Origin of the sequence: Streptoalloteichus tenebrarius, assembly GCF_024171885.1 — a bacterium.
Lineage (GTDB): Bacteria > Actinomycetota > Actinomycetes > Mycobacteriales > Pseudonocardiaceae > Streptoalloteichus > Streptoalloteichus tenebrarius.
The window spans coordinates 289,187-314,408 of the sequence record NZ_JAMTCP010000004.1; the positions used below are offsets into that span (position 1 = coordinate 289,187).

The 25,222-nt window shown below is 72.8% G+C and carries 19 protein-coding genes and 1 pseudogene; 9 read left to right on the top strand and 11 right to left on the bottom strand.

Features of this window, described 5'->3' with window-relative positions:
• Positions 1-191: 191 nt before the first annotated feature.
• The gene (locus tag LX15_RS06620; RefSeq protein ID WP_253668589.1) at positions 192-776 is read left to right on the top strand and encodes a helix-turn-helix domain-containing protein; all 585 of its coding nucleotides are present in this window, start codon (positions 192-194) and stop codon (positions 774-776) included.
• Between the two features lie 32 nt (positions 777-808).
• Entirely contained in the window at positions 809-1,327 is a 519-nt protein-coding gene (locus LX15_RS06625; RefSeq protein WP_253668590.1) for a GNAT family N-acetyltransferase, read from the top strand.
• A 1,706-nt stretch (positions 1,328-3,033) separates the two neighbouring features.
• Here the strand turns inward: LX15_RS06625 and LX15_RS06630 are convergent.
• Together LX15_RS06630 and LX15_RS06635 are read right to left on the bottom strand one after the other, a co-directional pair.
• Entirely contained in the window at positions 3,034-3,864 is an 831-nt protein-coding gene (locus LX15_RS06630; RefSeq protein ID WP_253668591.1) for an isocitrate lyase/PEP mutase family protein, read from the bottom strand.
• Positions 3,861-4,709 (bottom strand): cytochrome P450 family protein, encoded by an 849-nt coding sequence (locus LX15_RS06635; RefSeq protein WP_253668592.1) that lies wholly within the window; start codon positions 4,707-4,709, stop codon positions 3,861-3,863. Before LX15_RS06635 ends, LX15_RS06630 begins: the two co-directional genes overlap by 4 nt.
• Before the next feature lie 268 nt (positions 4,710-4,977).
• Here LX15_RS06635 and LX15_RS06640 point away from each other — a divergent pair, with 268 nt between their 5' ends.
• Positions 4,978-6,186: an ABC transporter substrate-binding protein gene (locus LX15_RS06640; RefSeq protein ID WP_253668593.1), complete on the top strand. Its 1,209-nt coding sequence runs from the start codon at positions 4,978-4,980 to the stop codon at positions 6,184-6,186.
• On the opposite strand, the gene LX15_RS06645 is transcribed toward LX15_RS06640, so the two are convergent.
• Positions 6,171-6,641 (bottom strand): DUF6314 family protein, encoded by a 471-nt coding sequence (locus LX15_RS06645; RefSeq protein ID WP_253668594.1) that lies wholly within the window; start codon positions 6,639-6,641, stop codon positions 6,171-6,173. The two genes, LX15_RS06640 and LX15_RS06645, sit on opposite strands and share 16 nt — an antisense overlap.
• A gap of 291 nt (positions 6,642-6,932) precedes the next feature.
• On the opposite strand from LX15_RS06645, the gene LX15_RS33005 reads away from it, so the two are divergent.
• Positions 6,933-10,988, top strand: a complete 4,056-nt coding sequence (locus LX15_RS33005) for an nSTAND1 domain-containing NTPase (RefSeq protein ID WP_253668595.1) — start codon at positions 6,933-6,935, stop codon at positions 10,986-10,988.
• A gap of 873 nt (positions 10,989-11,861) precedes the next feature.
• On the opposite strand, the gene LX15_RS06655 is transcribed toward LX15_RS33005, so the two are convergent.
• From LX15_RS06655 to LX15_RS33015, 3 genes and pseudogenes are all read right to left on the bottom strand, one after another.
• Positions 11,862-13,304, bottom strand: a complete 1,443-nt coding sequence (locus LX15_RS06655; RefSeq protein ID WP_253668596.1) for an amidohydrolase family protein — start codon at positions 13,302-13,304, stop codon at positions 11,862-11,864.
• A 32-nt stretch (positions 13,305-13,336) separates the two neighbouring features.
• A complete protein-coding gene (locus tag LX15_RS33010) occupies positions 13,337-14,359 on the bottom strand; it encodes an MFS transporter (RefSeq protein ID WP_253668640.1) in 1,023 nt (340 codons plus the stop codon).
• Positions 14,360-14,418: 59 nt separating this feature from the next.
• Positions 14,419-14,835: pseudogene (locus LX15_RS33015) on the bottom strand (MFS transporter); the annotation flags it as partial.
• Between the two features lie 84 nt (positions 14,836-14,919).
• Here LX15_RS33015 and LX15_RS06670 point away from each other — a divergent pair.
• Together LX15_RS06670 and LX15_RS06675 are read left to right on the top strand one after the other, a co-directional pair.
• The gene (locus tag LX15_RS06670; protein ID WP_253668597.1) at positions 14,920-15,495 is read left to right on the top strand and encodes a TetR/AcrR family transcriptional regulator; all 576 of its coding nucleotides are present in this window, start codon (positions 14,920-14,922) and stop codon (positions 15,493-15,495) included.
• A gap of 30 nt (positions 15,496-15,525) precedes the next feature.
• Positions 15,526-16,323 carry an alpha/beta fold hydrolase gene (locus LX15_RS06675; RefSeq protein WP_253668598.1) on the top strand — a complete coding sequence of 266 codons (798 nt, stop codon included), beginning with the start codon at positions 15,526-15,528 and terminating at the stop codon, positions 16,321-16,323.
• Between the two features lie 27 nt (positions 16,324-16,350).
• On the opposite strand, the gene LX15_RS06680 is transcribed toward LX15_RS06675, so the two are convergent.
• Complete coding sequence (locus LX15_RS06680) at positions 16,351-16,755, bottom strand: MerR family transcriptional regulator (protein ID WP_253668599.1); 405 nt, start codon at positions 16,753-16,755, stop codon at positions 16,351-16,353.
• A gap of 65 nt (positions 16,756-16,820) precedes the next feature.
• Between LX15_RS06680 and LX15_RS06685 the strand changes: the two genes are divergently transcribed.
• Positions 16,821-17,948: an oxidoreductase gene (locus LX15_RS06685; protein ID WP_253668600.1), complete on the top strand. Its 1,128-nt coding sequence runs from the start codon at positions 16,821-16,823 to the stop codon at positions 17,946-17,948.
• Positions 17,949-18,144: 196 nt separating this feature from the next.
• Entirely contained in the window at positions 18,145-18,465 is a 321-nt protein-coding gene (locus LX15_RS06690) for a RidA family protein (protein WP_253668639.1), read from the top strand.
• A gap of 112 nt (positions 18,466-18,577) precedes the next feature.
• Here LX15_RS06690 and LX15_RS06695 read toward each other — a convergent pair whose 3' ends face one another.
• The 4 genes from LX15_RS06695 to LX15_RS06710 all read right to left on the bottom strand — a co-directional run bounded on the left by LX15_RS06695 (position 18,578) and on the right by LX15_RS06710 (position 23,663).
• On the bottom strand, positions 18,578-20,248 hold the full coding sequence (locus LX15_RS06695) for a TlrC/CarA/OleB/SrmB family ABC-F type ribosomal protection protein (RefSeq protein WP_253668601.1): 1,671 nt from the start codon (positions 20,246-20,248) through the stop codon (positions 18,578-18,580).
• 403 nt (positions 20,249-20,651) lie between these two features.
• Positions 20,652-21,821 carry a hypothetical protein gene (locus LX15_RS06700; protein ID WP_253668602.1) on the bottom strand — a complete coding sequence of 390 codons (1,170 nt, stop codon included), beginning with the start codon at positions 21,819-21,821 and terminating at the stop codon, positions 20,652-20,654.
• A 573-nt stretch (positions 21,822-22,394) separates the two neighbouring features.
• Positions 22,395-22,943 carry a GNAT family N-acetyltransferase gene (locus LX15_RS06705; RefSeq protein ID WP_253668603.1) on the bottom strand — a complete coding sequence of 183 codons (549 nt, stop codon included), beginning with the start codon at positions 22,941-22,943 and terminating at the stop codon, positions 22,395-22,397.
• Positions 22,944-22,997: 54 nt separating this feature from the next.
• Positions 22,998-23,663 carry a TetR/AcrR family transcriptional regulator gene (locus LX15_RS06710; RefSeq protein ID WP_253668604.1) on the bottom strand — a complete coding sequence of 222 codons (666 nt, stop codon included), beginning with the start codon at positions 23,661-23,663 and terminating at the stop codon, positions 22,998-23,000.
• Positions 23,664-23,780: 117 nt separating this feature from the next.
• Here LX15_RS06710 and LX15_RS06715 point away from each other — a divergent pair, with 117 nt between their 5' ends.
• Positions 23,781-25,202 carry an MFS transporter gene (locus tag LX15_RS06715; RefSeq protein ID WP_253668605.1) on the top strand — a complete coding sequence of 474 codons (1,422 nt, stop codon included), beginning with the start codon at positions 23,781-23,783 and terminating at the stop codon, positions 25,200-25,202.
• Positions 25,203-25,222 lie beyond the last annotated feature (20 nt).

Here is a 25,222-nt window from a genome sequence, read left to right on the forward strand (position 1 = left end):
AGCCGGCCGACCCTCCTCATCGGACACCCCGAGGAACCGCCGTCGGTCTCGCCCGACGGGCACGGAGACCGGGAGATCGTCACCAACGTGACGAAACTCGAACCGCCAGGAACTCCTGGAGACACCACCAGGGGAGGCGAACCCCGCGACCCAACCCCTCGCCCTCTCAGATATGGGATAGCATCCCGAATATGGGAGACACCGACCCGGCGCAAGACACCCACGACATGGAGAACCGGCTCGCCAGACGGCTCGCCGAACTCCGCGCCGAACACAACTGGTCCCTCGACGACCTCGCCCGCCGCACCGGCATCAGCCGCTCCACCCTGTCCCGCCTCGAACGCGCCGAGATCAGCCCCACAGCCGCCCTCCTGGGCAAACTCTGCACCGCCTACCAACGCACCATGTCCCGACTGCTCGCCGAGGTGGAAACCGAACCACCACACCTCGTGCGAGCCGACCAACAAACCATCTGGCAAGACAAGGAGACCGGCTTCACCCGACGCTCAGTGTCCCCACCACACCCCGGGCTCCGCGCCGAACTCGTCGAGGGGACATTGCGACCAGGAGCCGACATCACCTACGACAGCCCCTCCGTACCCGGCCTGGAACAACACATCTGGGTGCTGACCGGCGCACTGGACGTGACGGTGGACCACACCACACACCAGATCCACGCGGGGGACTGCCTGCGATTCCGACTCTGGGGCCAGACCCGGTTCCACTGCCCCGGACCCGACCCCGCCCGCTACGCCCTGGCCCTCGTCCTGCCCTGACCCCCACTTCCCCCGCCCGACAAGGAAAACCCGTGCGCAGCATCGTTCGCCTGTCCGCCGACGACTTCTCCCACGCCCTGCCGGACCTGGCCGACCTGCTCGTCGACACCGTCTCCAGCGGAGCCTCCCTCGGCTTCCTCACCCCCTTCGACCACGACACGGCCCTGACCTGGTGGCGGGAACGAAAACCCGCCGTGGCCCAAGGAACCCTGACGGTCTGGATCGCCACCGGCCCCACCGGCGTCCAGGGCACCGTGAGCCTCGCACGCCCCGACAAGGCCAACGCCACTCACAGGGCCGAGATCGTCAAGCTCATGGTGCACCCACAGGCACGCGGCCAAGGGGTGGGCCGCGCCCTGCTCACCACCGCCGAACAGGCCGCCAAGGACACCGGCGTCACACTGCTCCTGCTGGACACCGAAACCGGAAGCCCCGCGGAGGGCCTGTACACGTCAGCGGGCTGGACCCGCTTCGGCGTGGTACCCCGCTACGCGTCCGACCCCACCGGCACCCTGCGGGACGGCAGCTTCTACTACAAACAGCTCACCTGACCAGACACGGACACACCAGCCCCTGGCACGTTCCCTCCCGGACGCGCACAGGGGCTGGTGGACCGACCACGCGACCGAATCGCCCACCACGCGGCGCGACCCCGTCGGATCAGGTGGTGCGCCACTGTTGGCCGGCGCTGCCGTTGCACTCCCACGTCTGCACCGCGGCGCCGTTCCACCAGTTGGCGGTGGCTGGGTGTCCTCACGCGCACCAGAAGCGGAGGGGGCGACGAACGTTCCTCCGACCATCAGCGCGGCCCCAAACGCCGCCGTCACCAGCCGTGCCGTTCTCCTCATGAAGAGCCTCCCGAAAGCGTGGAGCGCGGTGTGTTCGTCCCGGCGCACCCACTATCGGTGGGGCACAGAGGGGCCTGACATTCCCAAACCTCGGGCTTGACGAGGCGGGAGAACAGGGGAGAGGAGGCCCGGAAAGGGCAGTGGTTCGTGCGTGAACCTCAGGGCGGGAAGTTCGCGTGGCGCAAGGGGGTCGCCCCGGTGGTGATCACGGGCAGTGCTCGGGTGAGTGGCACCGGCTACGCCGGAGGCTGGCGGCACAGTCGAGATGCCGTTGATGGGAGCGGGCGAACACAGTACGGGGCGAGACAGGACTCAGGTCTTCGTCCGCACAGTTTCATGCATAATCGCAATTATGCATGAAACATGAGCGGGGACAGCTCCTTGCCCATGGGGGACTGTTGCCCCTCCTCCCGATTTCCCATGGCCCGGCCACGCCGTTGTTGACAACGCCGCGCACTCGTTGTTCCTTGATCGACTTCTCTCGGTGCTTTCAGGTGGCCCGGCGAGCCTTGGCCAGCGTCGAAACCGTGCCGTGGATGCGTTGTTGCGAGGACGAACTCGGGGCAGATCGGCCCGCCGGCCGGCCAGGATCAGGTCCGGTAGCCGGCCAGGGCGTGACGGGAACCCGATGGGTGGCGTCCTGGTGTTCCCGGCTGGTGCTGTCTCGCTCATGTCATTACGTCACTGTGACGTTTTGACCGGTGGGTTTCCCTGTACGCCGAACGCCCCAGAGCCATTGGCCCCGGGGCGTCGGCGGGTCCTGCCCAGGCGAGTGCCGGCGCCCCGGGGTCGCCCCGAACACTCACGCACTCGCCGGCTCGGCACGGCGCCCGCTGACGAAACGTGAGCGCGCGCTCGGCGGCCGTCAGCGCGTCGACAGTCGTGCGCGAACGAGCAACACGACGCGTTGCGCGGTCGAACGCACTGACAGGACAAGGCGGCCCAAAGGGACGGTCAGCCCCTGTCTCCGCAGGTCACCGAAGTGCCGATAATGTACATTATGTTAAGTAACGAGTGACCGGCCCAGCCCGCACCACTTCCCCGCGCCGCTCGCGCCGTCAGCGCCGTCCGTCGCGGGTTCAGGCCCGACGCGTGCCTCGACGCCTCGATGCGCGCCAGCTCGTCCCGGATGGTCGCGATGTTCGCCTCGCGCCTGCTCGTCGACGATGCCCACGCACAGTTGCGGGTGCGTTCGAAGACGTTGTCTGGTCGCCATGAACTCTCGGAGACCTCTTGCACAGAAGACGTCGCGCGGAATGCCGTGCCCGCCGCTGAGGTCACGTCACCACTCCCCTTCCTGGGGGCCGCACCGGATGATCATCTGGCCCCGACCGTTGCCCGGCGTGGTGTGTGACGCTGTGCCCCGCTCCCCTGCCGCCTGGTCGTGCTCGGCATGGTCTCGGGTGACCTCATGACGTGTGAGGCCGCTGTTCCTTGGTGGTTCTTCCCTTGGTGTTGGCCAGCAGGGCTTTCTGGATGTCGTCGTAGGACGGTGCGTTGACCGAGGTCGGCCTGCCGGCCCGAATGGCTTCCGCCAGCTCGGTGACGGTGTGCAGGGCGGCGCGGAACAGCAGTGATCCGGTGCTGATGCGGCTGACGCCGAGGTCGGCGAGCCGCGCCGTGGTGTGGCGCGCGGGGAGGTAGAGGACGTTGACCGGCGCGTCGATGGCGGACACGACGGTGGTGATGTCCTCGTCGTCGGCGATGCCGGGCACGAAGATGCCGTCGGCTCCGGCGTCGAGGTAGCGCTCGGCGCGGGTGATCGTCGCGGTGAGGTCGCCGGTGGCGAGCCAGTAGGTGTCGGTTCTGGCGTTGACGAACAGGTCGGGCGTGTGGGCCTTGATGGCGTGGATGAGGTCGGCCTGGTGGTCGATGGTGGCGAGGGTGTGGTCGTGGCGTCCGTCCTCGATGTTGATGCCGACGGCGCCGGCGGCGTGGAGTTGGGCGGCGAGGTCGGCCACCTCCCCCGGGTCGTCGCTGAAGCCGGCCTCGATGTCGACGGTGACCAGGCAGGGCAGGGTGGTGAGTCGGTGTGTGAGGGCGAGGGTTTCGTGGCGGGCGAGGCCGTGGGCGTCGGGGATGCCGTGGGTGGCGGCGACGCCGAGGCTGGTGGTGCCGATGGCGGGGAATCCGGCTGCGACGAGGGCTGATGCTGTGGCGTGGTCCCAGGCGTTGGGGAGGAGGAGGGGGTTTCCGGGTTGGTGGAGTGCGCGGAAGGTGGTGGTGGCGTTGGTGGTCATCGGGTCACCAGGATCTTCGTCGGGATGTGCGGCGTGGTGGAGGGCTCGTGGTCGATGTGGTGTTCGGCGAGGCGGGCGCCGTGGAGGGCGTCGAGGATGCCGGTGGTGATCGCGAGGGCGTGGGTTCGTCCGGGGCACTGGTGGCGGCCGGCGCCGAAGGGGAGGTTGCTGGTGGCGAGGTCGAGGGTGATGGTCTCGCCGGTGTCCTTCGCTGTGCGGCGGGTTCGGCGGACTGGTGGTTGGCGGCGGAGTGTGGTGGTCACGATGGTTTCGGTGGGTGTGTTGGGGGTGTCGGTGCGGAGCATCGTGCGGGCTGCGTTGCCGATGAGGCCGGCGGTGGCGTCGTAGGTCTGGATGAGGAGTGCGATCTTGGCGGCGGTGGTGTCGTCCTCTCCCCCGTTGAATGCTTGGGCGAGTTCGGCGACGGCGTGGTTGGCGGGTTCTTCGTCGCCGGTGTGGGGTTGGTAGGCCTGCGCGGCGGTGGCGACGGCGCTGATGGGGGCGGTGGGTGCGCCGAGTGCGGTGGCGAGGACGCGGACGGGGATGACTCGGGAGATCTGGCTGATGAGGTCGATCGGGTCGGGGGCCGCTGTGTCGAGCAGGGTTGTGGTCTGGTGGTGGGCTTGGTGGCGCAGTTCAGTGGGGTCCACTGTGGACAGTAGTGTGACGGCGAGTCGTCGTCGGTGTTGGTGGTGTTCTCCTTCGGAGAAGCGGGCGACGCTCCTGCGGAGCCAGCGGATGCCGAGGGTGGGTCCGCCCGTGGGGACGGGTGGCACGGTGAACGTGGGGTCGTCGAGGAGGGCGGCGACCTGTGCGGGTGTGGTGATGTGTCGGTCGACGGACATGTCGGCGACCGTATGGCGGGGATGTGTCGGCGTGTGCCGAAACGTCCGCGCCGGAGAATGTCGCCTCGCTTGGTGGGCGGGGTGGCAGCGGTGGAGTTCGGGCGGGCGTCGTGCTGCCGCCTTGGTGGCGTGACGCGGCCGTCGTGGGTGGGTCGTGTCGGGTGGGTCCCCGCATTGAGCGATTTTGTTGACCGTGTGGGAGGCCGTTGTACGTACGGTGATCATTGAGACCTCCTCCCCCACGTCCCGGGTGCCCACCGTCGGTGTGGTGGTCCATCGCACGGGGCGGTTGCGTTCGTTGGGCGATCCGCTGTTGTTCGTGCTCGACGACCTGGTCCGGCGGTGGGACCGCCAGGGGCATCCGGTCGTGTTCGCGGTGGTGGACAGCGGGTCCACGCCGGAGGGCGCGGTGGCCGCCGTCGAGGTTCTGGCCGACCGTGAGGACGTCGGGGTGGTGGTCACGTTGGCGGGCAGTCACACGGTGCCGGCGGTGGCGCGGACGTGCGCGCGGCGGGGTGTGCCGTGTGTGTCGACGATGTTGCCGTGGCAGGTCTACCGGCGGCAGTCGGAGCTGGGGGCGGACGAGGGCCGGGTGTTCCACTTCGCGTGGGGTCTGGACGACATCGCGTGGGCGTTCGGGGAGATGTGGCGTGCGGCCGGGGTGGCCGAGGTCGGTTGCCTGTGGAACGACGACGTGCAGGGGCGGGCGTTGCGGTCGGCCGAGGGCGGGTTCGTGTCCACGGCGCAGGCGTCCGGGTTCGGGTTGGTGGACCTGGAGGCCTACCGGGAGTCCGAGAGCGACTTCGTCGAGCAGGTGGAGGCGTTGGTGGCCAGTGGGATGCGGGCGGTGACCTCGGCGGGGACTCCGCAGGACCTGGCGCGGTTCTGGGGGGCGGCGCGGGCCGAGGAGGTGCGGCTGCGGTTGTTGACCTCGTCGCGGTGGCTGACCTATCCGTTCGGTGCGGCGCAGGCCGGGGTGGACGGGGTGGCGACGGTGGTGTCGTGGTCGCCGCGCGGGGCGACGCGGTCGTCGTTGGGCGTGGGCGGTGCGGAGGAGCTGGCCCGGACGTATGAGGAGGTCACGGGGCGGCCGTGGCTTCAGCCGTTGGGGTTGGCGCATGCGTTGGTGGAGGTGGCGGTGCACGCGGTGACGGCGGCGGCTGATCCTCGGGACCGCGGGGTGGTGGCCGAGGTGTTGGCGGGGGCCTGTGTGGAGACGGTGGCGGGGCGGCTGGACTGGACGCGGGGTCCGGCACCGGGGGTGGCGCGGTGCCGTTGGCGGGTGGGCAGTGGCGGCGTCGGGGTGAGGGGTGGGAGTTGGTGTTGGTGGCCAACGGCGCTCGGCCGGATGTGCCGGTGGAGGGTGAGCTGCGCCTTCTGGACTGAGTCTTCTTGTGAGTCTTCTCGACTGGGTCTTCTTGGCTGGGTCTTCTCGGCGGGGCGGGGTCTCTCCCCCGTGGGTCAGGGGCGTCGGTAGGTGCTGTGGATGGTGTAGTCCTTGGCGGGGCCGGTCACGGTGATGGTGACGTGGGTCTGGTCGGGGCTGTGGAAGTCGTAGTGGCCGGTGTAGATGTCGTGTCCGCAGTGGTGGACGGCGGTGGCTGACACCGGCCAGGGGCCGGGTCCTGTGCGTGTGGGCAGTAGGTCGTGCAGGACCCGGCCGCCGGTGGGGCTGTCGGGTGGGGTGTCGGTGAAGCAGATCCGCAGGTGGTCGTCGCGCAGGACGTAGAAGTACTCGCGGTAGGCGGGGGTGCGGCTGCCGGTGGTGCTCTGGAGTTCGCCGTCCTCCCGGTAGTGCAGGACGCCGGGCTGGAGTGGCCGGAAGTGGGCGGTGCCGTGGAAGGCGCCGTATCCGGAGATCGTGCGGGACAGTGTCCACTGGCCGAGCAGCGAGTCGAACACGGCCTGGGCGGGTGGGGTGAGGTGGGTCATCGTCCTGCCAGGTCGGGTGGTGCTGTGTCCCTCTGACCTTAGAGAGGTGTGGTCGACCGGGGCCTCGGCGACGCCGTGTGCGCCCGCTGTGGGGGTGTTCGTCGCGCAAGTGCAGTAGCGGGTGGGCCGAGCGGCGGATTGCTGGCCGACCCGTTGTCCCACCACGCTGTCCACTCACCGGTTGTCGGCGATCCGGGGGGGCGGGCGATGGCTGGAGACGACGAGGGGGCGGCGCCGGCTGAATCGGTCCCGCACTCTGTCGATCGTGCCCGGCAGGGTGTGCGCGCGTGGGTGCGGGGTGTCGCGCGGGCGACCGGGCGGGGCGCGCGGAAGCTGACGCCCACCGGCATCGTCGCCTTCCTCACGGCTTCGGCGGTCGCGCCGGTCGCGGCGCCGTTGCTGGGTGTCGACTCCCCCGCTCTGGCTCCCCTGTTCGCGCAGCTCGGCGGGATGGGCAGCAACTTCGTCGCCGACTTCCTGTCGGGCACGGCGGAGCGGATGCGCCGTGAGGGCCAGGACGGGATCGACGTCGAGCGGTTGCGTGACCTGCTCGCCGCGGCGTTGGAGGAGCGCATGGGCGACCCGGCCCTGCGGGAGGAGGTCGCGCGGGTGCTCGACGCGGTGGGTGCCGCGGAGGCGGCGCTCACCGAGGCCGTGGCCGGGGCGCACGGGGAGTTGGCGCGGGAGATCACCGAGGGTGTGCGGGTCCTGGGTGTCCGGTTCGGCGAGTTCCACGACCTGGCGGCGCGGCTGGACTCCACGCTGGTGGCGCTGCACGGGAGGTTGGCTGACCAGGAGCGCGAGCAGCACCACCAGTCGCACCTGCTGCGCAGGACGTTGCTGGAGGTGATCGAGCTGCGGCGGCAGGTGGGGACGCGAGATGAGCGCGTTGCTGAGCGGGCGTCGTCGCCTGGGGGGCAGCCGCCGCCGTGTCCCTTTCCCGGTCTCGCCGCGTTCACCGCCGCGACGGCCGACTGGTTCTTCGGTCGCGCGTCGCTGGTGAACGACCTGTTGGGTGAGGTGGGTGAGCGGGAGCGCGGCGGAGCGCCGTTGTTCCTGGTCGGGGCTTCGGGGGTGGGCAAGTCCTCGGTGCTGGCGGCGGGTCTTCAGCCGGCGGTGGCCCGTGGGCTGTTGCCCAGTGGGGTCGCGCGGCGCTGGGTGCGGCTGGCTCCCGGTGTCGATCCTGTGGGGGCGTTGGGTGAGGCGCTGGCCGGTGTCGAGGGGCCTGGGCTGGTTGTCGTCGACCCGTTCGAGGAGTTGTTCACCCAGTGCGAGGACCAGGGGCGGCGGCGGTCCTTCGTCGCGGAGCTGGTCCGGTTGGCCGCCGAGGGCACGCCGGTGGTGGCCGCCGTTCGCGCGGACTTCTACCCCGCGTGCGCGGCGCTGCCCGAGCTGGCCGGGTTGCTCAACGGCAACCAGGTGCTGGTGGGGCCGATGAGTGAGGCGGAGTTGCGGTTGGCGATCCGGGGGCCGGCCGCGGCGGTGGGGTTGGGCGTCGAGCCCGAGTTGGTCGAGCGGCTGCTGGCTGATCTGCGGGTGCGGGGCGACGACGAGCACGACGCGGGTGTTCTGCCGCTGTTGGCGCACGCGCTGCGGGAGACGTGGAAGCAGAGCGACGGGTGGCGGCTGACGGTGGCGGCCTATCGCGATTCGGGAGGGATCCGCGACGCGCTGCGCACGACGGCGGAGCGCGTGTACGGGCGGTTCGACCCGGAGGAGCGTGCCGCGGCGCGTCGGGTCCTGTTGCGTCTGGTGGCGTTGGGGGACGGCCCGGGTGATGCGCGTCGGCGGGTGCGGGCCGACGAACTCGCCGAGCTTGGCGCGCCGGCGGCGTCGGCGTTGCGGGCGTTGGTGCGGGAGCGGCTGGTGACCGTGGACGCCGAGTCGGTGGAGATCACGCATGAGGCGTTGTTGCGGGAGTGGCCCCGGTTGCGGGACTGGTTGGCCGAGGACCGCGCGGGTCTGCTGACGCACCGCCAGCTCACCGAGGCCGCGCGGTCCTGGCGGGCGCTGGACCGGGAGGCCGGCAGTCTCTACCGGGGTGTTCGGCTCGCGGTCGCCAGGGAGTGGGCGGCGCGGCACGAGGCCGACCTGAACCCGCTGGAGCGGGATTTCCTGGCCGCCAGTGTGGCCGCCGAGGAGGCGGAGGTCGACGCGGCGCGGCAGCGGGCCCGCCGGTTGCGTCAGCTCACGGGTGTGCTCGCGGTGCTCCTGGTGGCCTCGCTGGTGGCGACGGTGGTCGCGGTGCGGCAGCGGGCGACGGCGGAGCGGGAACGGCAGACGGCGACGTCGCGTCAGCTCGCGGCCGAGGCCGAGACCAGTCGGGCGAGCAATCCGCGGCGGGCGATGTTGCTGGCGCTCAAGGCGTGGGAGACGGGCCAGACCACCGAGTCGCGGGGGGCGTTGCTCACCACCCAGATGGAGAACTACGACGGTGAGTTGCGTGGCCACCGGGGCATCGTGCACAGCGTCGCGTTCAGCCCGGATGGGGCGCTGGTGGCCAGCGGGGGCGGCGTCGACGGCACGGTCCGGTTGTGGGACGGCCACTCCGGTCGTCAGCTCGCGGAGCTTCCGGCCGGCACGCCGGCGGCGGAGGGCGTGACGGCCGGCAAGCTCGCGGTGAACAAGGTGGCGTTCAGCCCGGACGGCAGGACGTTGGCCAGCGCGGCGTTCTCCGTGGACGGGTTCCGGCTGTGGGACGTCGCCACCCGCCGGCAGGTGGCGGTGATGCCCGTGCCGGCGAGCACGGTCGCGTTCAGCCCCGACGGCACGATGATCGCGACCGGGCACGCGGACGCGACGGTGCGGTTGTGGGACGCGGCGACGCGTGCTCCGCGGGCGACGCTGACCGGGCACCAGAACTACATCTGGGACATCGCCTTCAGCGGGGACGGGCGCAGCGTCGCCACGGCGAGTGAGGACGGCACCGTTCGGGTGTGGGATGTCGCCCAGCAGCGGCAGTCGGCGGTGCTGGGCGGGCACACCCAGGCGGTGCAGTTCGTCGCGTTCAGTGGGGACGGCGCGACGGTGGTCAGTTCCAGCCCGAAGGACCGCACGGTGCGGGTGTGGGATGTCGCCAGTCACTCGGAGCGGAACGCGATCTCGTTCCTCGGCGCGAACCGGCCGGGTGGTCTCGCGCTCGGCCCGGACGGCGCGCGGCTGGTGGTGGGCGGCGCCACGCGCGCCCTGCACGTGTGGGATGTCCGGCTCGGGCAGCAGCTCGGCGACCTGGCCACGCAGGTCAACGCGGAGTACCAGGTGGCCTTCGCGCCCTCGGGGCACCGGGTGGCGACCGCGGGTGGGGACGGTGTGGTGCGGTTGTGGCAGTTCCGGCAGGTCGTGCTCAGCGAGCACACCGACGCGGTCACCGACGTCGCCACCGACCGGTCGGGTCGGCTGGTGGCGACGGTGAGTTCCGACCGCAGCGTCCGGCTCTGGGACGCGTCGCGCCGGGAGCAGGTGCGTGTGCTCACCGGTCACACGGCGGCCGTGCGGGCGGTGGACTTCTCCCCCGACGGGTCGCTGCTGGCGACGGCCTCCGACGACGCCACGGTGCGGGTGTGGGACGTGGGGACCGGTGAGACGCGGGCGGTGCTGCGTGATCCGGACGGGCAGGGGTTGGGGCGGGTGGTGTTCAGCCCGGACGGCCGCCACCTGGCGACGCTGCGGCTCCGGCTGCGCCCGGACGGCACTCCCCTGCCGGATGACGCGAAGGAGGCCGAACCGGTCGTGTGGGAGCTGGGCGGTGGGCGGGTGCGGGCGCGGCTGACCGGCGAGACCAGGGCGGAGGCGATCGCGTTCTCCCCGGACGGGCAGGTCCTGGCGACCGGTGGGGCCGAGGGGCGGATCCGGCTGTGGTCGGCCGCCGACGCCCGGGTGACGGGTGAGATCAGGGGGCCGGAGCAGGTGGTCTACGCGGTGGCGTTCAGCCCGGACGGGCGGCTGGTCGTGGCCGGGGGCAGCGACAAGACGGTGGTCTTCGCCGACGTCGCCTCCCGCCAGGTCACCGGCACGCTCCGGCTCACGGCGGCCGTGCGCGACCTCGCGTTCAGCCCCGACGGGGGCACCGTGGCCACCGCCAGCGAGGACACCACCGTGCGGCTACTGGACGTGGGGCGTCGGGAGGTCGCGGCCAACCTCCTGCGGCACAGCCTGCCGGTGAACCGGGTGGCGTTCGGGCCGGACGGGCTGGTGGCCAGCGCGGGCTCCGACAAGATCACCTTCCTGTGGACCGCCCGGCCGGAGACAGCCCGGGAACGCCTCTGCGCGGTGATCGGGCGCGGCGCGCGGGAGGAGGAGTGGCGGGAGATCGCCCCGGATCTCGGTGACCCACCGCGCTGTCCCTGACCCGGTGGGCCGGCCCACCAACAGGCTGATCACGTCACAGCGCGTGTCCCACGCCGCCTCTGTCGCCGCCGTCCTCGCCGCGTGGGCGGTGAACCTGGTTGTTCAGCGAGCTGGTTTTTCGTGTGGTGTCAAGCCTGTCCTGCTGTCGAGGGATGGGTTTGTCCACAGGCGCCCTGGTTGTCCACAGGTGCCGGGTGTGTCCTTGGGGCGGGGTGTTGGGGTCGGTAGGCTGGAGCGGGGCTCGCCCCCCAGGGCGGGTGGGGGCTGAGCTGAGGTAGTGGGGGTCGCTCGCAGGTCTTCGCGTGGCTCCTGTGCCGGTTGGCGGGGAGCTGTTCGTCTCGGCCGGGCTCCTCGGACTGTTCGTAGAGTCCTGCTTCCGCCGCTGTCGGTGGTCTCCGAGGCCTGGCGGCCCGGGCTCCAGAGAAGCCGACCCCGGCGCGTCAGAAGACGGTGCGCCGCGCCGGCGGTGCGCTGGTGGGCGCGCACGGTGCTTCGGCGGTCCCCAGCACCCCTGTCACCAGAGCGGCCAGGGTGCCGGTGCGCGACCACCGCCAGAACCGGCTGTCGACACCTCTCCCACGGCCCACCGTTCCGGTAGGCCACGCCGCGCCCGTCTTCGCTTTGAGTAGCATCCTGTTGATCTCCCGACGCCTCGTCCACCGGTGGGTCCCTTCGCGGCGGAGGAGGCGGGCGGCAGCGGCCCGATTGGCGGCCACTGCTCGTCGGTCAATGTGCGCGCGTGCCACGCCGCACCGTAGAAGGGGCACCGACAAGCCCGGCCTGCCTCACGAGTGATCGCCCGGGGGTGGCGCGGCGTCCTGTCAGGCGTGGGGGTCCCGGTCCACGCCGGGGCCAGGACCCCCACGCGGGTGGTCAGCAGCAGCCCTGGCGGGTGGGCTCCTGCGGGGGCGCGCCGATCGCGGCCGCGGCGGCCTCGACCTCGGCCAGCATCCGCGTCCGCGTCGCGGCGTCGATCAGGTGGCCGTCGACGACGACGGCGTGGACGTGGCGGGTGTTGCGGATGTCCTCCAGCGGGTCGCCGTCCACCACGACCAGGTCGGCGCGCTTGCCCTGCTCGACGGTGCCCGAGACGTGGCCCAGGCCGAGGAACCTGGCCGGTTCCCTGGTGGCGGCCTGGAGCGCGGCCATCGGGCTGAGTCCGGCGGTGACCAGCAGGTCCAGCTCGGTGTGCAGGTCGAAGCCGTGGACGCCGAACAGCGTGGGGTTGTCGGTCCCGGCCAGCAGCCGCACCCCGGCCTCGGCCATGGCCTGCGTGACCTCCAGTCGGCGCTGGAACAACACGGCGCGCCGGGCCGCCTCCACGGCGGTGCGGCCCCGCGTGTACATCTCGTCGTGCACCCACTCCCAGATGCCGAGCATGCTGGCGGGCAGGTACTTCAGCCGGTCGTCGGCCAGGGAGCCGAGGTGGGGCAGGTCGAGCATCCGGTGCATGGTCAGCGTCGGGGTGTAGGCGGCGCCGGTGGCGGCCAGGCGCTGGAACACCCGTGCGGCGCGGAATGGGCTGTAGGCGTGGGCGGCCTCCCACTCCACCTCGGTGATCTGGTGGAACCAGCCGCTGTAGGCGTCCTGGCTGACGACCTCGATCTCGGCCAGGGCCCGCAGGTGTTCGACGTCGTGCTGGGAGGTGGCCGGGAACAGGGCGTGCACGTGTTCGAAGCTGGCCTGTCCCGCCTCGGCGGCCTCGACGACGGGGACCTCGTCGGGGATGTGGCCGGCGAAGGGGATGCCGAGGCGGTGGGCCTCGTCGACGAGGGCGAGGTAGACGTCGCGGCGCAGTCGTGAGTAGACCTTGACGAAGTCGGCGCCCTCCTCCCTGGCCTCGCGGACGGCGCGGCGCGCGTCGTCGGGGCCGCTGACCCGGCGGATCGGGGCGTTGGCGGGGCTGTCCCACTGGGCGTCGGGGAAGGAGTCCCACAGGGACGGCACACCGTCGATGATCTTGCTGCCGATGGTGAGCCTCGGGCCGAGCAGGCTGCCCTCGGCGATGCGCCGCCGCCACTGGTGGTGGTGGGGTTGCCCGGACATCTGGCGCAGGGTGGTGACCCCGTTGGCCAGGCACAGCGGCAGGTAGACCTGCTCGTGGGCGTCGGTGTGGACGTGCATGTCGGCCAGGCCGGGGATGAGGTGGCGGCCGGTGAGGTCGAGGGTGGTGGCGTCGGCGGGCACCGGGACCTCGCTGGAGCGGCCGAGGGTGGTGATCACGCCGTCGCGGACGATCACGGTCATGTCCGGTTGGGCGGGCGCGCCGGTGGCGTCGATGACGGTGACGTGGGTGAGCGCCAGAGGTGTGGGCATGTCGGGCCTTCCTTCTCGGTGTGGGTGGCAGGTCAGGGGTGGCGGTCGGCGCGCCGGAGCAGGACCGGGGCCAGGGCCGTGGCGGCGGTGAAGAGGGCCAGGCAGACGAGCATCGCCACGCGGGTGCCGGAGACGAACGCCTGCTGGGCGGCCAGGCGCAGCGCCTCGCCGGTGGGGGTGGGGAGCCGGTCGGCGGCGGTGAGGGCGGCGCCGAGGGTCTCCCGGGCGGTCGCCGCGAGGTCGGCGGGCAGGTGCGGGGGCGCGGTGGCCGCCAGTTCCGCCCGGTAGCGGGCGGCGTGGAGCGCGCCCAGCAGGGCGGCGCCGCAGGCGGAGCCGAGTTTCTCGCTGGTCTCGACCAGGCCGCCGGCGGCGCCGATGACCAGGCTCGCGGTGCTGGTGAGGGTCATGGTCAGCCCGGCGCCCATGAGCGTGCCGCCGGCCACGACGGGCCACACCCCGGAGGTGGTGTCGGCCAGCGTCAGCGTGCCGAACGCGGCGGTGGCCAGGGCGAGCCCGGCTGCGATCACGATCGCGGGGTGTGCGCGGCGCGCCAGGGCCGAGGCGGTGGTCGCGCCGGCCACGGCGGCGACGGCGCCGGGCAGCGTCCACAGCCCGGCGGCCAGGGGGCTGGCCCCCGCGACCAGTTGCAGGTGCTGGCTGGTCAGCAGGGTGGAGCCGACCATGCCGAAGGCGGCGAGGACGTTGACGCCCAGCGCGACGCGGGAGGCGGGGGCGGCCAGCGCAGTCGGGTCGATCAGGGGGTTGGCCACGCGGCGCTGCCGTCGGGCGAACGCGACCGTGACCGCGGTTCCCCCGGCGATGGCCAGCACCGGCGGCGCGGCCCAGCCGTGGGTGGCCAGGGTCGTGAGCCCGTAGACCACGGGCAGCACCGCGGCCAGGGACAACGCGGCGCTGGGCAGGTCGAGCCGGGCCGTGGCCTCGCCGCGGGACTCCGGCAGCAGCAGGGGGCCGAGCACCAGGAGCAGGGCCATCGCGGGCACGGGGACCAGGAACGCCGCGCCCCACCAGAAGCGGGCGAGCAGGACGCCGGCCACCAGGGGCCCAGGGCGGCGCCGACGGCGAATCCCGCGGTGATGACGGCGATGCCGGCGGCGCGTCGCCGCGGGTCGGCGAACAGGTGGCGGACCAGGGCGAGGGTGGAGGGCATCAGGGTGGCGCCGGCGATGCCGACCAGGGCCCTGGCGGCGATCAGCGTGGTCGGGCTGGTGGCGCTGGCGGCCAGGACGCAGGCCAGTCCGAACCCGGCGGCGCCGGTCAGCAGCAGCCGGCGTCGGCCGATGCGGTCGCCGAGCGCGCCCATGGTGACCAGCAGGCCGGCGAGCAGGAACGGGGAGAGGTCGGTGATCCACAGCAGCTCGGTGGCGCTGGGGGTGAGGGCGGCGCTCAGGGCGGGCAGGGCGAGGTGGAGGGCGGTGGCGTCGAGGGAGACCAGCAGGGCGGGCAGCAGGAGGACGGCCAGGCCCAGCCAGGCCCGGCGGCCAGGGGGCGCCGGGCCGGTGGCGGTGATCATGCGACCGACGCTAACAAGCGTTTCAAACAATTGTCAGTGACAGTGGTTTGAAACACACGTCAGTCCGGCTGGTAGGGTGATCACGTGGGGATCCGCGAACAACTGCTCGACGGGGCCAGGCGCTGCCTGGCCGAGCGGGGCTACGCCCGCACCACCGTGCGCGACATCGTCGCCGCCACCGGCACCAACCTGGCGGCGATCAACTACCACTTCGGCACCAAGGACGCCCTGCTCAACCAGGCGTTGATGGAGTCGGCGGCCGAGGCCGTCGACCGGGTCCTGCACGCCGTGCCGGCCGACGCCGACGCCGCCGGCCGCCTGCGGGACTTCCTCGACCGCCTGACCCGCTCCTTCGTCGACGACCAGGCGATGTGGACCACCAACGTCGAGGCCGTCGTCCAGGCCGCCCACTCCCCCGAGGTGCGGGCCCAGCTCGCCGCCGGCCAGGTCGAGGCCCGCGAGGGCCTGGCCGACCTGCTGCCCGCCCCCGACGGCGACGACCGGACCCGGCAGGCCATGGGCGCGGTGCACATGACGTTGCTGACCGGACTGCTCGTGCAGTGGATGATCGACCCGGACCGGGCGCCCGGGGCCGAGCAGCTCCTCGACGGGCTGCGCGCCGTCGGCGACGCCCTGCGCCCGGCAGCCGACCAGGGCTGAAATGTCCGGGCCCCGGTGTATCCCTGTGCCATGAGCACGCTGACGTCGGCCGACGGAACCCTGATCGACTACGACCGCCACGGACGGGGCCCGGCCGTCGTCTTCATCGGCGGAGCCACCCAGTACCGTGCCCTCGACCCGGACACCACCCTGGCGGCCCGCCGCCTCGCGGACGCCGGGCACACCGCGGTGGTCTACGACCGCCGCGGGCGGGGCCGCTCCGGCGACACACCGCCGTGGTCACTGGACCGCGAGGTCGAGGACCTCGCGGCGCTGATCGAGGCCGTCGGCGGCGCCGCGACCCTCTACTCCAGCTCCTCCGGCGCCGCCCTCGCGCTGGCCGCCGCCACCGCCGGCCTCGGGGTGAACGCGCTCGCGCTGTACGAGCCGCCGTTCTTCGCCGGGGTCGACCACACCGACCACCTGGCCGCGCTGCGGTCCCTGCTCGCCCAGGGCCGGCACGACGACGCCCTGCGCTACGACCTGACCGCCGTGATCGGGGTCCCCGAGCAGGTGGTCGACGGGATGGCCCAGTCCCCCACCTGGCCGGCGATGGTCGCGGTCGCCCCCACCCTCGTCTACGACCTGGCCGCGGTGAACGAGATCAACCTCGACCCGGACTGGCGCGCCCGCTGGGCCGGCGTCACCGTGCCCACCGTCGTGTTCTCCGGCGACCAGACCTTCCCCGGCATGCCCGAGGCCGCCGACGCCGTCGCCGAGGCGATCCCCTCGGCGCGCCGGCGCGTCCTGCCCGGACAGGGCCACGGACCCACCGCCGAGGTGATGGCGTCGGTGCTGCTGGAGTTCCCGCGCCCCGCACAGGCCTGACACCCCGTCACCGGCGGCGACGCCCGTCTACAGGGCTCGCGGGTGTCGCCGCCGGTCCGGCTCCACCCGGGTGCGCTCGTTCGAGGCCGCCCTGATCACGTCCTCCAGCACCTCCCGCGAGCGCAGCAGGTCCTGGATCGTCCGGTCGATGCGGTCCCGCTCCTTGACCAGCTCCGTGACCAGGCGCGGGGTGGCGATCTCCGACGGGCCGCCGTCGGAGTCCCGCATGCAGGGCAGCAACTGCCCGATCCTGGTGCTGTTCAGGCCGGCGGCGAACAGCTCCTGGATCCGGATCACCCGGTCCACCGCGGTCTCCGGGTAGTCGCGGTGCCCGCCGAGCGTGCGCTCGGGCTTGAGCAGCCCCTGTTTCTCGTAGTAGCGCAGTGACCGCTCGCTCACCCCGGTGCGCCGGGCCAGTTCCCCGATCCGCATGTCCCACCTCGCCGGTCGTCGTCCGACTTGATCCTGACACCAATGTCAACTTCTAGCGTGGGGGCATGACGAACGCAGCCACCTCCCGCCTGCTCCAGCCCGCCCGCCTCGGCGACCTGCGCCTGCCCCACCACCTGGTGATGGCGCCCATGACCCGCAACCGGGCCGGCGCCGACGGCGTGCCCGGGCCGATCGTGGCCACCTACTACGCCCAGCGCGCCACCGCCGGCCTGATCATCGCCGAGGCGGCCACCCCCAACGCCGTCGGCCAGACCTACCCCAACATCACCGCGATCCACAGCCCCGAGCACGTCGCCGGCTGGCGGCGCGTCACCGACGCCGTGCGGGCCAGGGGCGGCCGGATGTTCCTCCAGATCCAGCACGGCGGGCGCGTCGGCCACCCCGACACCAGCGGACTGATGCCGGTCGCGCCCTCCCCGATCCCGTTGCCGGACACGATCGTCACCCCCCGCGGGCACCGGCCCGCCGTCGTGCCCCGGGAGATGACCGTCGAGGAGATCCACGGCACCGTGGCCGACTTCGCCGCCGCCGCCCGCAACGCCCTCGACGCCGGGTTCGCCGGGGTGGAGGTGCACGCCGCCAACGGCTACCTCCTGCACCAGTTCCTGTCCGGCAACACCAACCACCGCACCGACGACTACGGCGGCACCCTCGCCAACCGCGTCCGGTTCGTCGTCGAGGTGGTCCGCGCCGTGGCCCGGGAGATCGGCGCGCAGCGGGTCGGGGTGCGCGTGTCCCCCGGACTCGTGGTCAACGGCGTCGAGGAGGACGACACCGAGCGGCTCTACCCGGTCCTGCTGGACGCCCTGGCCGACCTCGACCTGGCCTACCTGCACGTGGTGAAGGCCGACCTGGGCCAGCCCCACTTCCAGGCCATCCGCGAGCGCTGGAGCGGTGTCCTGATCGGCAACCCCGTGCTGCCGGCGCTGACCACCGAGGAGGTCCTCCGCCAGGGCGAGCGCCTGCTGGACGCCGGAGCGGACCTGGTCTCGCTGGGCCGCCCGTTCCTGGCCAACCCCGACCTGGTCGAACGGCTCCGCCGCGGCGCGCCGCTCAACCCCGTGCGGGACCGGCACCTGATGTACGTGGGCGGCGAGACCGGCTACACCGACTACCCCACGCTGGACCAGGCGCCCCAGCCGGTGCCCCGGCCCGCGCCGGCGACTGTCTGACCACAACTGTCTGACCACAGTGGACGGTCAGCGGGAACGGGGTGGGAGCGGGCTCGACGCCCTGGCAGGGCGAACGCGGCCCCACTCCCCACGCAGGGAAGCACCATGCCGCGCGCGGTCACCCTGATCCGCTCCAGCCGCCTGTCCTGGCGTCGCCGAGTACGCCTACGCCGCCACCGCGCCCGCCGAGGCCCGCCTGGTCTTCCTCGCCGGCGCGTGCCCGCTCCACGCCGACGGCACCACCGCCGCCGTCGGGGACTACGCCGGACAGGCGGCCAAGGCGGTGGAGAACCCGCGGATCGCCCTCGACGAGGCCGGCGCCACCCTCCAGGACGTCATCAGCACCCGGGTCCTGGTCGCCTCCACCCGGCAGGAGGACCTGGTGACGGCGTGGGAGGTGGTGCGGGACGCCTTCGGCGAGCACGACGTGCCCAGCACGCTGATGGGCGTCACCGTGCTCGGCTACGACGACCAACTGGTGGAGATCGAGGCGGTGGCCGCCGTCCTCGACACCTGAGACGGACAGCGCCGCCTGGCCAAGAGTCCTGGCCACCGCCCGTCGGAGGCCGTGCCCCCCGCTGGGGACACGGCCTCCGACCTGTCCGGTGTGGACACTCCCGGTGGGTGTGTCAGTCCACGAGGCGACCGGCTTCCATCCGCAGGCGCTCCCCGGTGAACCGCTGGGCGAACATGCGGTCGTGGGAGACCACGACCAGCGCGCCCTCGTAGCCCGCCAGCGCTTCCTCCAGATCCTCCACGAGCGCGGGAGACAGATGGTTGGTCGGCTCGTCCAGCAACAGCAGGTCCACCGGGTCGCGCAGGACGCGGGCCAGCGCCAGCCGCCGCAACTGTCCGGTCGACAACGCGCCCACCGGGGTGGACAGCGCTGACGGCGCGAACAGACCGAAACCGAGCAACGTCTCCCGATGGTCGTCGGGCAGCCCGGGGCGGCCCGCGGCGAAGGCTTCCAGCACGTTTCGCCGCGGATCGGTGATCCGCGTGTCCTGCGGCAGCCAGCCGATGCGTCGCGGGCGGACGCACCCGCCCCGGTCCGGTTCGAGGTCACCGGCCAGCACCCGCAGCAGCGTGCTCTTGCCCGCGCCGTTGGGCCCGGTGACCAGGACGCGCTGCCCGGCCTCGACGGTGAACGCGGGGACGTCCAGCCGGTCACCGACCCTCACCCTGTCCAGACCGGCGAGCACGCCCCGGCGCGTCGGGTCGGTGTCCACCCGGGCGCGGAACCGCAGGGGTTGCGGCGGTCGGGGCACCGGGTTGGCCTCCAGCACCCGGACCCGCTCCTTGGCGTGCCGGACCCGCGCGGAGACCTGCTTCTCCACGTCGCGCTGGTGGCGCCCGTTGCGCCGGTCGGCGTTGGCGGTCCGGCGGGGGCCGGCGGCCAGGTTCTCGGCGGCCACGCGGACCAGCTCGCGCTGGCGCGCCAGGTCCTCCCGCCACTCCTGGTACCGCTGTTCCCAGCGGCGCCGGGCCGCGGCCCTCGCCTGGAGGTAGCCCGCGTAGCCGCCGCCGTGCCGGCGCACGGTGCGGCGCTCGCCGTCCACCTCCCACAGGGCGGTGGCCACGCGCTCCAGGAAGACCCGGTCGTGCGAGACGACCAGCACGCTGCCGCGGTGGCCCCGCAGGTGCTCCTCCAACCACGCCAACGCCCCGACGTCGAGGTGGTTGGTGGGCTCGTCCAGCACCATCAACTGCGGTGAGGCGGCCAGCAGGCAGGCCAGGCTCAGGCGCGCCTGCTCCCCACCGGAGAGCGTGCCCAGCCGCCGCTCGGCAGTGATGTGCGCGAGCCCGAGACCGTGGGTCGCGGCATGCACGCGCGCCTCGGCCGTGTAGCCGTCGCGGGCCTCGAACGCCTCCAGCAGGTCCGCGTACCGGGCCAGCAGGCCCTCCAGGTCGTCGGGGTCGGCCTGGGTGAGCGCCCGCTCGGTCTCCCGCAGGTCCCGTTCTAGGGCGCGCAGCTCGGCCAGGGCGTGGTCGATGGCGTCCCGCACGGTGTCCTCGGGCGGCAGGTCGGGGGTCTGCGGGAGATAGCCGACCCCGCCGGGGGCGTGGACCACGACGCGGCCCTGGTCGGGCTGGTCGAGTCCGGCCAGCAGGCGCAGCAGGGTCGACTTGCCGGACCCGTTCTCGCCGATGACGCCGATGCGCTCGCCGAGCGCCACCGACTGGCGCACGCCGTCCAGCAGCGGGCGACCACCGGGGGCGCGGACGACGTCGTCGAGGACGACCTGGAAGGAACCGGCCCGGGTGTGCGGGCGCGGCTGGTCGGACACAGAGTTCTGCATGGATTTCCGCCGTGTCAGGAGAAAGGGTGGACAGTGACCGGACAGCAGCGGGTCACCGCCAACGGCGGAGCGGAAGACGACGTCGCGCGCGGCAGGGAGTGATCAGATGCTGCGCACGAGAAAGAGAAAACCGCCCCAGGGGACCCGCTGCGGCGGCCGGAGCACACCCCGCGCGCGACGCGGGTGCTCCGGACGCCGGGTACTCCCGGGCGGAATCAGATGAAGAAGAAGACGTACGCCCTGATCACCCCACCAGGCTAACAAGGCCTGTCGACCGATTTCCGCGGCTCGTGCCCAGGCTCTCGCCTGATCGTGGGCATCGGCCGGCGCCGGGTGTCCGTCTCGTCAGGGGTTTCGACGACACGGGCACCCGGCGACACCGGCGCGACGAGGTGGTCCACCGTCAGGGCGTGTCCTTCGACGGCGGGGCGTGCACCGCGCCGTTGTCCGAACGCGTGGCCCGGAGGCGTTCCAGCTCCGCCAGCAGGCGGTCCCACTCACGCTCGGCCCGTTCGGCGCGGGCCAGTGTCTGCGCCCTGGCCTCGTCGAGGGCGGCGATCCGCTCGGCGGCCACCTGCCGGGCCTCGGCCAACGCGGCCGCCGCGGCCTGGCCTCGCTGGTCGAGCTCCTCCCGCAGGCGGGTCGTCTCGGTGGCGGTGACACGGCGGAACTCCGCGAACTCCTCACGGAGCTGACGCAACTCCTGCCGCGCCCGGTCGAGTTCGTCCCGAGCGTCGGCGGCCCGCTGCTCGGCCTGCCGGGCGTCCAGCTCGGCCCGCTCCGCGCGGCGGGTCGCCTCGTCCCGCTCGGCGCGGGCGGCCTCGACCTCGCGGGCCGCCTCGCGGCGGGTCTGCTCGATCTGCGTGACCGCGTCGTCGCGGGCCCGCCGCACCAGGGTGTCGGCCTCACGCTGGGCGGCCCGCACCGCGACCTCGGCCTCGTTCCTGGCCGCCTCGGCGTCCTCGCGGGCCTGCCGCACCTCCCGGTCGGCGGTGGCCAGGGCGGCGTCGCGCGCCTCGGTCGCCGCCAGCGCCTCCTGTTCGGCGGCCTCGGCCGCGGCCACCGCGTCGCCCGCGGCGTCCTCCGCGGCGGCGCGGGCGGCCTCGGCGTCCCGACAGCGTTGTTCGGCGGCGACCGCGCGGGCCTCCGCCTCGGCCACGCGCCGGGCCGCGTCCGCCTGCACGGCCTGGACCTGGGCCTCGGCCACGCTGGGGTCGGCCAGGGTCGACAGCTCGGTGACGGCGGCGGTCAGGGTCTCGCCGAGCTGGGCCGCCAGGGCCCGGAACTGGCCGAGGAGGTCGTCCGCCCTGGTCCTGGCCTCGGTCACCGGCCCACCCAGTTTCGTCACCGTGACGGAAGAACCCTGGGGTGATTCCTCTTCCTGGTGAAGGCGCTGACGCTCCTTCCAGGCCCGCCACCGGGTGTGCTGGGGGTGGTCGCAGTACTCCGGCGGCCGGCCCGGCCTCGGGCTGCGCGCCACGGGCCGGGAACACCCGGGGAACTTGCAGGTCCCCACCGGGCCGACCGGCTCCTCCTCCGGGCCGTCTCCCCCACCCACGTCATGATCACTCACGCCCGCACCCTAACACGTTTCGTTGGAAACGTTTCCAACGAAACGTAATCCGTTTCCGTGAGGACGCGTTACGAGGAGTCACCCCGAGGTCTAACCCGTGATAAGTGAACCTTATCGAGGGTCAGAACGAGAGGGCCTGCTCCGGCCTGCCTCGCTGGTTCTGTTTCGTTTCGTTTGGAGTGACGAAACGAAACTCAACGAAACGAAGTGGGGACGTCGATGACCGCAGGCGGCTCTGGCGCACCGGTCGCGAGCCGTTGAGAGGCGCAGGACATCCTGGGGAGACGGAACGCGGACGGCTGGCACCGTCCGGTGGCCCGCTGGCGAATTCACTGCTGAGCAGGCCGAGGCGGGCGCTCACCTCCGGAGTGGTGGAGGGCTTCTCCTTCCTCGGCGAGTTCCGCGCCTCGCGGGATGGCCGGGCGTGGGCGCACGCCAAAGGGCCGACGGGCCGGTGGCGCGGGTCAACCACGCGGGGACGCGGCCGCGCAAGAACCGGGTGCTGTCGCCCCGGGGTGAGGGGGTCGGTCCGGCAGGTGTCCGAGGCCCGAGGCGGACCGCTCCCCTACGAGGTCACGCGCAGGACGTGGCCGGGGACCACACGCCGAACCACTGCTCGGCCCCGTACTCCTCGAACCGCTCCACCTCGGTGAACCCCAGCTTCGTCGCGAGGCGCAGCGCGCGGTCGTTGGCGGCCTGCGTGCACAGCACCACCGGCTCACCGGGATGCGCGGCGGCGAACCAGCCCAGCGCCGCCGCGCACGCCTCGGCGGCGTAGCCGTGTCCCCATGCCTCCGGCAGGAACAGGTAGCCCAGCTCGGTCTCCCCGCCCTCCGGGCGGACGTGCCCCGGGCGCTCCGCGGCGCGCCGATCGAGTGTGACCATGCCGATCATCGCTCCGTCGAGATCGATCACGAACAGGCCGGGACGCCGTCCCGGCACTTCGGGCAGCACGCGTTCCAGCTCGTCGCGCGGCCGAGCGCCACCGACGTGGGCGCCCACCTCCGGCGAGGCGAACAGCGCGATGAACGCCGCGCGGTCCCGGGCCTCGGACTCGCGGAGCACGAGCCGCTCGGTCCTGATCGGAGTGGGGGGCCAGGCGACGGGGCCGCGCTCGGTCATGAGCGCCAACCTACCGAGCCACGGAGGGCGAGGTCGTCGATCGCGTGATCTCGCTCAGCGGGCCGGGGTGTGGAGGATGCCGTTGATCAGGACGTTCAGGCCCCACGCGTCGCGGTCTCCGGGAGAGAGCAGCGCCTGGCGCAGTGAGGTGATCATCGGGTAGCGGTCGGCGGGCAGGGCCGCGTAGCGGCGGTCGGCCGCGGTGATCGTGGCCTCCTCGCTTGCTCCCCTGGTGGTGTAGGTGCTCTGTTCGGCGGCGGCCGCGGCGATGTGGAGCCAGAGGAGGTCGAGGGCCCACGCGGCCGTGGTGTCGTCGAGGCCGCCCTGTTTGAGCAGGGCGAGCAGGCGGTCGAGGACGAGCAGGGTGTGCTCGCCGGTGGGGATGGCGCCGAGCGCGACGGCGGCCAGGCCCTCGTGTCGGCTCATGGCCTCGATGGCGGCGGTGGCCAGGGTGCGGAGCTGTTCCTGCCAGGTGCCCTCGGAGGTCAGCGGGAGGTGGGCGAGGGCTTCGTCGAGCATCGCGGCCATGAGGTCGTCGCGGTTGGCCACGTAGACGTAGAGCGAGGCCGGGCCGGTGTCGAGTTCCTTGGCGACGCGGCGCATGGTCAGGGCGTCCAGGCCGTCGCGGTCGAGGATCGCCAGGCCGGTGCGCACGATGACGTCGCGGCTGAGGGGGGCCTTGGCGGGCCGGGCGCGGCGGCTGATCGGCTGCGTGCTCACGGGGCGAGCCTACTCCCACCCGACGAACAGCGTTTGACACGAACAACGTTCGTTCCGTACCGTGCAACGAACGTTGTTCGCGACGAACCATGTTCGTCCTGTTTCGGGAAGTGCCCCATGACCAGCACCCTCGCCCCGTCCGCTCCGGCCGGGGCGTTCTCCCCCGCGCGGCGCTGGGCCGTCCTCGCCGTGATCCTGGCGGCCGAGGTCCTCGACCTGATCGACGCGACCATCACCAATCTCGCCGCCCCGACCATCACCGCCTCCCTGGGCGGCGGACCGTCCCTGGTCCAGTGGCTCGGCGCCTCCTACGCGCTCGCCCTGGGCGTGCTGCTGGTCGTCGGCGGCCGGCTTGGCGACCGGTACGGCCGCCGCCGCGTGTTCCTCGTGGGCTTGGCCGGGTTCACCGCCGCCTCCCTCGCCTGCGGCCTGGCCGTCAGCCCGACCATGCTCGTCGCCGCCCGCCTGGTGCAGGGGGCCTTCGGCGCGCTGCTGATCCCGCAGGGCTTCGGCATCCTCGGCGCCGTCTTCCCCCGCGACCAGATCGGCACGGCGTTCAGCGCCTTCGGCCCCGTCCTGGGCCTCTCGGCGGTCGGCGGCCCGGTGCTGGCCGCCACCCTGATCGACACCGACCCGTTCGGGCTCGGCTGGCGCTCCCTGTTCCTGATCAACATCGTGCTCGGCGGGGCCGGCCTGGTCGCGGCCCACCGACTGCTGCCCCGGGACACCGGCGAACGCGCCACAGTGATCGACGCCGTTGGCTCGGCGCTGCTGGCCGGGGCGATGTCCGCGCTGCTGTACGGGCTGATCGACGGCTCCGCCCACGACTGGCGCACCACCTCCTGGGTCGCGCTGGGCGCCGCGGCGATCCTCTTCGCCCTCTTCGCCCGCCGCCAGACCACCGCGCCCAGCCCTCTGATCCAGCCCTCGCTGTTCCGCAACCGCGGCTTCGTCTCCGGCCTGGTGCTGGGCATCGCCTTCTTCGCCGCCGTGGCCGGGCTGCTGTACGTCATCTCCCTGTTCCTCCAGGGCGGTCTGGGCTACTCGCCCCTGCGCACCGCCCTGACCGGCAGCGCTCCCGTGGCCGTCGGCATCGTCATCGCCTCGATCGCCTGCCACCGGCTCATCGGCGGGCTCGGCCGCACCCTGATCCTGATCGGCCTGGTCACCACCCTGGTCGGCACGCTCGCCCTGTGGGCCGCCGTGCACGTCAGCGGCATCGCCGTCAGTCCCGCCGTCATCGCCCCTGCCGCCCTGGTGATCGGGCTCGGCATGGGCACCTGCTTCGGCACCGTCTACGACATCACCCTCGGCGACGTCACCCCGGCCGAAGCGGGCTCAGGCTCCGGCTCCCTGACCGCCGTCCAGCAGCTCGCCAACGCCCTCGGCGCCGCCGCCGTCACCACCGTCTACCTCCACGCGCCCGACCAGCCCGCGCAGGCCATGACCACCAGCCTGCTGGTCGTGGCCGCGATCACCCTGGCCTGCTGCGGCCTCGTTCGCCTGCTCCCCCGCGCCGCCCAGCCAGGGCACCACTGACCCATCCATCACGCTGAACA

Bases quoted from the DNA above. Each gene is read 5' to 3' on its own strand.
- LX15_RS06695 (WP_253668601.1), bottom strand. From the start codon at position 20,248: ATGCAGAACTCTGTGTCCGACCAGCCGCGCCCGCACACCCGGGCCGGT.
- LX15_RS06645 (WP_253668594.1), bottom strand. From the start codon at position 6,641: ATGACCCACCTCACCCCACCCGCCCAGGCCGTGTTCGACTCGCTGCTC.
- LX15_RS06620 (WP_253668589.1), top strand. From the start codon at position 192: ATGGGAGACACCGACCCGGCGCAAGACACCCACGACATGGAGAACCGG.
- LX15_RS06630 (WP_253668591.1), bottom strand. From the start codon at position 3,864: ATGACCACCAACGCCACCACCACCTTCCGCGCACTCCACCAACCCGGA.
- LX15_RS06705 (WP_253668603.1), bottom strand. From the start codon at position 22,943: ATGACCGAGCGCGGCCCCGTCGCCTGGCCCCCCACTCCGATCAGGACC.
- LX15_RS06635 (WP_253668592.1), bottom strand. From the start codon at position 4,709: ATGTCCGTCGACCGACACATCACCACACCCGCACAGGTCGCCGCCCTC.
- LX15_RS06715 (WP_253668605.1), top strand. From the start codon at position 23,781: ATGACCAGCACCCTCGCCCCGTCCGCTCCGGCCGGGGCGTTCTCCCCC.
- LX15_RS06655 (WP_253668596.1), bottom strand. From the start codon at position 13,304: ATGCCCACACCTCTGGCGCTCACCCACGTCACCGTCATCGACGCCACC.
- LX15_RS06675 (WP_253668598.1), top strand. From the start codon at position 15,526: ATGAGCACGCTGACGTCGGCCGACGGAACCCTGATCGACTACGACCGC.
- LX15_RS06680 (WP_253668599.1), bottom strand. From the start codon at position 16,755: ATGCGGATCGGGGAACTGGCCCGGCGCACCGGGGTGAGCGAGCGGTCA.
- LX15_RS06685 (WP_253668600.1), top strand. From the start codon at position 16,821: ATGACGAACGCAGCCACCTCCCGCCTGCTCCAGCCCGCCCGCCTCGGC.